General features: G+C 51.1%; 8 protein-coding genes and 1 pseudogene. All 9 read right to left on the minus strand.

Annotation, left to right across the window (positions count from 1 at the left end; all coding sequences use genetic code 11):
* Positions 1 to 141: 141 nt before the first annotated feature.
* Complete coding sequence (locus tag ACFQ03_RS17430; protein ID WP_283927144.1) at positions 142 to 1,119, minus strand: hypothetical protein; 978 nt, start codon at positions 1,117 to 1,119, stop codon at positions 142 to 144.
* Entirely contained in the window at positions 1,106 to 1,654 is a 549-nt protein-coding gene (locus ACFQ03_RS17435) for a hypothetical protein (protein ID WP_379289730.1), read from the minus strand. The genes ACFQ03_RS17430 and ACFQ03_RS17435 overlap by 14 nt, the downstream gene beginning before the upstream one ends.
* Positions 1,655 to 1,664: 10 nt before the next feature.
* Entirely contained in the window at positions 1,665 to 2,054 is a 390-nt protein-coding gene (locus ACFQ03_RS17440) for a hypothetical protein (RefSeq protein ID WP_379289732.1), read from the minus strand.
* Between the two features lie 72 nt (positions 2,055 to 2,126).
* Positions 2,127 to 2,606 (minus strand): hypothetical protein, encoded by a 480-nt coding sequence (locus ACFQ03_RS17445; protein ID WP_054819771.1) that lies wholly within the window; start codon positions 2,604 to 2,606, stop codon positions 2,127 to 2,129.
* Positions 2,607 to 2,678: 72 nt separating this feature from the next.
* The gene (locus tag ACFQ03_RS17450) at positions 2,679 to 4,742 is read right to left on the minus strand and encodes a hypothetical protein (protein WP_379289734.1); all 2,064 of its coding nucleotides are present in this window, start codon (positions 4,740 to 4,742) and stop codon (positions 2,679 to 2,681) included.
* Positions 4,732 to 6,601: pseudogene (locus tag ACFQ03_RS17455) on the minus strand (pilus assembly protein CpaF). Before ACFQ03_RS17455 ends, ACFQ03_RS17450 begins: the two are co-directional and overlap by 11 nt.
* A 263-nt stretch (positions 6,602 to 6,864) precedes the next feature.
* Positions 6,865 to 7,446, minus strand: a complete 582-nt coding sequence (locus ACFQ03_RS17460; protein ID WP_379289736.1) for a hypothetical protein — start codon at positions 7,444 to 7,446, stop codon at positions 6,865 to 6,867.
* Between the two features lie 39 nt (positions 7,447 to 7,485).
* Positions 7,486 to 8,208, minus strand: coding sequence for a hypothetical protein (locus ACFQ03_RS17465; RefSeq protein WP_379289738.1), 723 nt, complete (start codon positions 8,206 to 8,208; stop codon positions 7,486 to 7,488).
* Positions 8,209 to 8,217: 9 nt separating this feature from the next.
* Positions 8,218 to 9,146: SAF domain-containing protein (locus ACFQ03_RS17470; RefSeq protein ID WP_379289740.1), on the minus strand; the 929-nt coding region annotated here is incomplete at its 5' end.

The following is a 9,146-nucleotide window of genomic DNA, read 5'->3' on the forward strand; positions in this document are numbered from 1 at the left end:
AGACCCAGCATACAGGAGGCGCTCTTTCTTTTCAAACCGCAAATTAATTCATTACAGGAATAGCTCTTATTCAAGTAATCCTGACTGGACTGGTTGTACTGTTACTACTAGCATAATGTGCATGAGTCAGACTGTCCACCCTTAGAAAGAGGAACAAGAAAGCGGCATATATCCCTGTTGCGCCGCCGTTTTTTCGCTTGCGAACGTTTCTTCTATCGGATAGGAGTACGGACAGCTTCTGCGATAATATACTTTCATATTGTCTTTCATCGCTCCTACAATCTCCGTTTGCTTCATTACGCGGCTGCCGCCCAGTGCGTAGTTGTTATATTCCTTGCGTCCCATCGGAATTCCCTGCATAAAAGCCACAACGCCTACATCGGCAATCGTGTTGTGCCATTCCTCTAGCGGGATGGACGGCAGTGTAAACGTATAGGAAAGACCATTTCGCAGGGCGACCTCGTTATGCTTGTTGATCCGATAGGACAGCTCATCCTGTATTGCGCCCACGATGGTGCTGAGCCGCACTTCATGAAATAACGCCGCATCTCGTAACAACGGAATGTTGGCCTCCGCCTGAATGTCCCTACGAAAACCCTCATGCCAGCTGCGAGTTGCCGCAGCATACACCAGCACTTGTTCATCCAACGTAAAGGAATAGCTGTTGCCGCTTGAATCGGTATACGCATACGGCCGTTTGGTTCCCCAAGCCGGTGCCATGACCGTTTGGCCGTTACGATCTGTCCATTCATCCTCGGCATAAACATAAAACCCATCGTATCCAATGACAACAATCACCGGAATGTAACGGTTCAAAACCCCTTGCGCAACCGGATCGCCGGATATGCCGAAATTGGTGTACAACGTCCGGTAAAACGCCGTGAGCGCTTCCTCCGTGTTGACCGCCACTCGCTTGACCGACTCGTAGCGTGACTCATGCTGCTGATCTGCATTGATGATGAGTGCTTGTGCCGCCGCATCCACCGCTGCATCCATGGCAGCGTCATAACGCAGTTCGAGCAGCATCGTTTGACGCATCAGTTCTACGTCAATCTGATTGATTGTGGCAAACGGGAAAAAGATCAGCACACCAACGACAGCCCATTCAATCCACTTCATTGCGTACCACCCCGCCATAAGGAATGAATATTTTATCGTTCGGGCTGACGGTGCTGTTCAGAAAATCAAACAAGACCGTGCCGGGCGTACGGCTCACATTTTTGACCGTGACGGTGAACGTATCGCCCACCCGCAGTTTGTACCTTCTTGACGGGTCGTCTCTGGGGGCAGAGCTACCGGGAAACAGCACCGGCAAGATCTGAGCGTTGTAAAATGCATCGTAATGCACTTTATACGTACCCTGGAACGTTTCTGGCCTGGTCGGATCGTCATATACCGGCACATATTTCTTGCTTTCATGTTCCATCTGCACATTGAAATCAAGGCCCGTCGCCTCAATAGTTTGTCTGAAATCGGTATACATGGCCGGTGAAATATATCCTTTGTCACGTACCGCATCCACAAATGCGGTTGTCGCCCGCAGGACGACTAATTCTGAAATATCATCCTGCTGCTGGAACGCTGTGTAAATCGGGTAGATGTAAAGCAGCAGTACGGCAAGCAGTATCGCAAACACCTTAATATAACTGTTCATGGCATTCTCCTCAACGTGTGACGACTACCAGGCGCAACAGCCGCCCGTCCGTGTCACGTTCGTGCAAGACGCTGTATCGGCCATGGAGTTGGATTCTGTCTGAAAACCATTGCTCCCGGTTCACCGGTGATGCGTATCGGACGCCATCCACCACGATTTCCGCATCTCCTTCTTCCAACCGCGCGATGGCCTGAAACACTTCGGTTCCCGACATCATGCCATCACCGGACAAGGGAGACAACGTTTGCCGGATGGTCCGGTCCTGCGTCATACCGGCGAGATAGGCCGAATCGGCAAGCGTCGCGCCGTTTTGAAACAGCCATAGCCCGTTAACCACGGCGATCAAAAACAGGAGACAGGATGCACTCACCTCCAACATCGTTCGCGTCGCGTAATCCAATGGCTTCCTCCTTTCAGCAAAAGGGGGCGCCAGCTAGACGGCCCCCCCTTGGCTTCATTTCGTTTTCGTGCCTTATTGTTGGCGGAACACGATCCCGCGAATGACGTTGCTGCGATCCAGCACCAATTTCGCCTGAAACTTTCCGCTTGGATTGACATAGTTCACATTGGCTTCATCGACGGTATGCTCCAGACGTCCAGGTGCATCGCCAACGACCGATCCATATGTGATGCTGTCCATTGGAACGCCAATGTTGATGACTTTGCCATACCACTGTCCGGTCGGGTTTTTCCCGGTGATAATTTGAATGCCAAACTGCTCCTGATCCGAAAACTTGCGCAGAGCATTGACGACTTGGCTGCCCGAAAGTGTGGTGTTGTCATACACCGTAAAGGCCGTCTGAGATAATTCCGTTTGGATATTGCTAAAATTGCTTTGAGCTGCTTTTGTTGAATCTTGTGCGGAAATAAACAACACGACGGCGAGGGTAATGAGCGCAATTGCGAGGAAAATGCCCGCCGCCATTACCAGCGCCTTTTGTGCATTGGACATGGTCGATCTCTCCTTTAAATGTAGAAATAAAAAACGGTCCTTTCCAACATGGAAAGCACCGCTAAGGGTGAATCATTGAATGCGTTGCAATTGCTCGTAGTACACCGACATTTGGTTCAAGCTGACAACAATGAGCGGAATGACCAGATAACCGAAAATGAGCGCCATCATTGGTGCGAACCCGATCATTCTGCCCCAGCCCGCCTTGTGCTCAATCAATCGTTCGTACTCCTGCTTGCGTTCTTCCTGTGCATACACGTACTCGGACTCCAAATCATCAAACGCTTTTCGAATCGGCAGCGTGCTTGCCGCCAGTTCCAGCTTTTCCACCATGCGCACGAATGGCTGAAAAGGCGCATCCTCCTTGAGCTGCGCCAGCGCCTGTTCAGCGCCTTGATCAAAATGGAGCAGGCATGTTTGCAGCGGCTCTTCGAACACGCGGGCGAACTGCTCCATCCAGATTAGCAAATGCTCTACCGACATGCGGTCCATATCGGCCAGCATCGCAATGACCGCCTGCAATTGATCCACTTCATGCTTCATTTCCATTTGCCGCATCTTGCGCTGGAACAGGCGAATGCCGACCGGCGCCCAGTAGCCGACCCAGCCCGCCAAAACGGTCAATAGCACTTGCCACCATTTGACGTATTGCCTGTCGAGTTTCTCCAACTTGCCCATAATGCGCTGTGTATCCGCGCGAAGCGCTTCATCCGAACGTTCTCCTCCGGTCTCCTTTCGCAACAGCTCCAAGAGCGACTCCTCTGTAGGCCTCACCCCCTTTACTTTATCGATGATTCTCCGATCCAGCACGGCTGCTTCAAGCGCTTTTTCCTGCTCCTCAGGCGTCGCTTGACCAAACAGCGTATCAGCATACACCGGCGCGTACAGCACTTGATGCCGATCCGCATAATGCAAAGCTATGAATAGTCCCATTGCTGCAAGAAAAGCCATGCTTCCCGCCACGATTCGCTGGACATAAAACCATTCCAACCGCAAAGGAGAAGCCGTTTCTTTCAGTAGCTTCACCATCCGTTCCGCTTCCCTTGAGCCAGGAGCAGGACCCAAACGGTGAACGAGCCAACGCATCCAGCCCCGGCCGTGCACCCATTTTTCCCATCTCTTTCGGCTGGTGATTTTCGGTGAGGTCTCCAAGTTCTGAATATGACGAAGCAGAACATAGGAGAGCCAAACGCCCCCCATCAAGCCGAGCTTTATGCTCCAACCCATCACACTGCTGTAAAAGGCGTCCATCGCCGAAAAATAATAGCTGGCCCATGCTTCAATCGGACGGGTAAACAAGAGCGGAAGCAGGGCAATAACGGACAGCCCATGCAACAAAAAACCAAGGCGTTCCCGGCGCAACAGTTCAAAGTTTAATTCACCGGCCAATTTTCCCAATGCCTTCAAATACAATGATCCGCTATCCGTTTGTTTGTCTCCGTATTCCTTCACCAGATACGACAATCCGGCCAAACCTTTCAAATAACGGTTCGGAGCCGCTTCCAAGTATTGTTCCAGTCGTTCTTCCGCGTGGCTGTCGGTCAACACTTCAACGATTTCCTGGCCGTGCAAAGTCATTTCATACGGCGCTTCATCCGTCGCTTCGTAAATCGCTTCTTCTACCATTCCGTGTCGGTGATAATGATGACGGACATCCCCGAAAAACTGGCGTAGCTGACGCAACAATCGCATTTCCAACCGTTGTACGAATACGTCTGTTAACATGCCGTGGCAAACCCAACCGCCAATCATCAGCATAACAAGTGTAAATACATCGCGCACCCAAAGCGTGATCGGCACAGCCGCTGCAAGCAACATGCCCCAGAGCCAAAGCGCCGTCCGCATCGTCTCCAGACGCAGCTTCCACTCATCGCTCAGGTGGAGAATAACCAAACGACGACGAATGAAGTGTAAGTAGGTACGCAAGAGCGGTACACGAGAGCAGAGGGTATAGAGTTGTTGCATGCCGTTGTGCAATGCCTGCTTGTTGCTCGTTTTGGCAGGTTGGCGCAAGGCTTCATACTTTCGTGCTGCCCCGGCTTCCCCATAGCGGGACAAAAATTGAAACGCTAAGACCGCCCCAAGAAACAACAGCGTCGCTCCGCCAAGCAGCAGGGAAAGCCACTCAAGATTCATCGCCATCCCCCCAATTACACAAAAACGCCTCGAAAGCTGCCTGGTCCGGACCGGCAAGCCGCTCTGTAATATCTTTGCGGCTTTGTTCGGACAACGGATGAACCGCAACATAACGGCCGTCCCGATATTCAATGACATTTCGCGCTTCATACAGTTTCCGATCCGTGGAGCGATGGAAGTAGTCCGTCACCGTCTCCATAAACGCATCCATCTTCTCATCCAGCGTCTTTTTCTCGCGAAAGTCTGTCCGGTAAGGCATTTCCTGTGCAAGCGGTACGCATTCCGTGATGCGCTCGATATAGCGGCGACCGTCCGCATCCCGTTTTAAGTGAATATCAAAGTTGATGACGCTGACCACTTGCTGTTCTGCCACCTGTTCATTGGTAAACACGCCGGTTTTGAGCAATGAATTGCGCAAGGACAACACCAAATCGCGAAACGTTTTGGCGTGGTGGGTAAACAACGTAAAAAGTGAAGCCACTTGCGCCATTTGGATCATCCAGGCCGCTACCGGGTCGGTCGCCACCTCACCCAAAATGTTGACCGAGCCGTCCGTTTTTTTTCTGTATATCCAGCCCGGCCTGACCGGAGATCGTTTCCGTTTCCCGAAGGCTGAGAATATTACGATTCGGATAAATTTTGCGCAGTTGCAGTTCAAAGCTCATCTCTTGAACGCGAATCGGGAGCAGGGCGGATATATGACGCACCATGGCCATAAGCAGCGTCGTTTTCCCGCTGCCTTGCGCGCCAGTTATCGCCGTAATGCGCTCTCCCATCACAAGATAGCGAATCAGAGCAATCGGCAGTTCCGCATGTTCATCGCGAATCAGCTGTTCCAAAGTGGCATTTTGCACATCAAATTTGCGCACAAAAAAAGCCCACGATTCGGCAAATCGGGGGCGAAGCACAACGACACGAGAACCGTCGGCCATTTCATTCACCTTGTATCCGGTCGTTTCGGACAACTGGCCGGGATAATTATGCTTGTAGATATTTTGGCATACGCGCCGCAGCTCCAGTTCCGATCCAAAGGATAGGAAACTGAGGTGGATGGATTTCCCTTCATAAAAAACCCACACACTGTCATGCGCGCGCGGCACTTCACTGAGTTGAACATCCCCGTCCCAATCCCATGTTTCTTCCCATACGGAAGGCGGCAAACCGGAAACACCACCGGACACGCCGTCAATGCGCATATCGCGCAGTTCGTCCACGACACTAAAGCCTTTGTAGTGCTGGTAAATGCGCTGCACCACGATTTGCAGTTTATCCTCTTCCGATAGCTGGACATCTTCTTGTTCATAAATCTCGCCGATTTCTTCAGCCGTAATGCGGTAAGACAACTCCTGTTCTTCTTGGGCATCCGGCTTGGGCCGATCCAGATCATAGCGACGTATTAATTCACTAAGCGCATGGTAGCCGTGACGTTTCTTATATACATGAAGCAAGATGTCAAACCGATCCTGATGCGTCAACGATTCAGGGCGATTGAACGGGATCAACTGGTTCAGATGTTCATGATCCAACGTATAGTGCTGTGCAAGCAAATCGGTTATATATTGCTTGACATACATCTTGTCACGCAGATCGCCAGACGTGCATCCGCGCAGCGCTTTTTTCATCTCCGCCCGCTTGTTTTTCCGTCGCCGGTACTCTTCTTCTGATAGACCGTAATCCGTCAGATTGGCGCTTATCACGTCATGCAGTGCTCCTTTGACGTATTCTTCCATCGCCTTCAACGTGTACACCGGCGCTTCCTACTGGCGTTCCGGCAAAGTTCGGCTCATGCGCAAATACAGGAACAATACGCCAATTAAGACAATGCCTCCGATCAACAGACCATGTAATACGCCCATCATATCGGGGTCTCCTTCCCGCCGAAAAAGGCATTGTGCAAACCCGTTTGTTCAGTCAACACCTGTGCCAACGCCCGCACGTCCCTCATAAACAAATAGTTTTCATGCTCCCGCGGCACTTGCCGATTACGATACATGTAAGAAATCGCGTGCCCGTTTTGTCCATCATCCAACCACCGTGTATTGTAACTGACCGAATATGCTCGCAAATGCCGTCCGTATGGACGCAACAAATTTTTAATGGTTAAAGTTGAATGCCGGTCATATTATCCGAACACGAGCACATGCTTTTTAGTTGCGAGCATCGTTTGAAGTTCATCCATCCGAAAAAAACGATGGACAGCCAACCGATTTTGCGGGAGGCACACCACCAGCACATCCGCCAGCCGCAGTAAACTGTTGGTCCAATCCGATGAATTTCCGCTGCCGCCATCCACAAACACAAGATCATACATCCGTTTCGCCATGCTCAGCAGCGGTTCCATCCAAGGGGTGGCCAAGTCAATAAAACGATTATCCGGCTTGCCTGAACCCGGCAGCAAGTCGAGCCTGTCCTTTAACAAAGGCAGCGTGTAATCCCGAATCATGTTGGGTTGCAATTTTCGGTTTTGTAGCAGTCGCAATAACGCATCTACACCCATATTGACTGAGACATCCATGTCCATCTCCCGAGAGGCATGCGTTTGATAAAAGCATTGCTTCAAGGCGATATCGTGACTTTCACAATGACCAAGCAGCAACATGTGGGTCGAATATTCCAGTCCCATGACCGAGGCAGTCGCTGCCAGATTGCTCGTTATCCCGGTTCCCGATACCGGACTCCAAAACACGATTGTATGTCCCGTCACCGTGTCCCCTCCTTTTCTCAATCATTTTGATCAACCTGATTAGCGACGGAAGATGGCGCGTTCTTGGCGAATTCGCTTCCATGCCTTGCGAACGGTTTTGTCGTCCCAATCAAACAGCCGCTGTGCCATCTCCCATATCGTGCGACGATACGTTCCCGATAGCCCCTTCACATCGATGCGGCCATGATGCTGGTTTTCCAGCTCGGCAGATACATCATGCTCATCCAGCGGAAAACGAAAAACCGCTTCCTCCCAGCGAATGGTCTGCTGAGCAAAGGCGGAATCGAGATACGCCTCGGTGACAGTCAGAGGAACAACGGATAGCATCATCTTGTAAAACGATACAGGTTGATTCTCCGCTTCATGCAAGCATAACCGCGTCATCAATTCGACATTTCGCTGCATGGTCAATCGGTTGAAATTGCTGCACCAGATCCGCTTGTCGTAATGGGGCAACTCCCGCCCCTTGACCATTTCGGTATGGTCGGTGTCCAGCAGCATCACATCGTAATCCATGCCACTTGCTTTTTGATACAAGTATCGTTCCACCTGCGAATACAATATAAAACCACAGGCCACGTCTATGCCTTCAAACTCATAGAGCGGAGCACGAAATTCTTCCTGCGGCAAATATCCCTGTGTCGTTTGCGCTAGGGTAGAGTCCACCACTAGCACCTTGTAATCCATCGCGGCCAGGAGTTTGCCAAGTAATAACAGCACATGACTTTTGTCTGGCGCTCCTAAAAATACAATCTTTTTCATGATTCCTCCTTATTGATTGAAGATTTCTGAATAATCCGGGTCCGTTTCTGATTCTGGCTCGAACGCAGGCGGTGGATCGGGCAACGTCGCTTCGGGCGATTCTTCTTCTACCACGACCGGAAGGGAAGAAGGCGGCTGTTCATCTTCTCCTTGCACCGACTCTTGGTCATCCTGCTCCGGGAAACTAGGGGGCTGTGGCATTTGCTGAGCAGCATTGCTTTGCTGTGTTGCGGCCCGTTCATTCATGAGTTGTTGCTGCACGGTGACATTTCCGTACATCACCCGCATTTTGTCCGCTTCACTCATTTCATTTAAGTTGCTTTCCAACCTTTCGCGTTGCTGACGAGCCAGCTCAGTAGAAACCTGCTCAACCAGGTTCGGGTTTTGCTCCAATAAATCCAACACCATCGGATTGGCCGGATAAGTCGCCGTCGCTGCCTCTTGCAGTCCCGGTTCGATATAGGGCACTGCGTATAATCTTGCGCCTTGCAAATAGGCATCGATGATCGCACTTGATGTGAGCAGCAGGTCGGTTTCATTCATCTCCAGCCAAATGACGGTTCCCTCGCGATCAAGCACCTGCTTTTTGGCAAGCACAACGAAATCTTCGCCAGTCGGGAAGTTGATCCTCACATCGATATACTGTGCTTTTTCCAGATGCGACGGAAGCTGGATAATTTGAAACTCTTGTGTCCGCACATCCTTGGCAATTGGGTTGCCCTCATACAACACAGAAGCAAGAAGCGGCATTCCCGGGCGAAGTTCAACTTTGGCGTGTTTACCGACCGCCTCTTCTTCCTTAGCGATCATCTCGGGCGAAACCAATGCGGTCGGCAGGGTCATCGCCGTGACGTCTTCCGGTTCGATCTGGCCACCGGCCGGAATGGTTCGAGCCACAGTCCATACCGTTTGCAGCGATTCTTCTTTAGTCGCTGTTA

The organism is Paenibacillus residui (assembly GCF_042677205.1).
Lineage (GTDB): Bacteria > Bacillota > Bacilli > Paenibacillales > NBRC-103111 > Paenibacillus_L > Paenibacillus_L residui.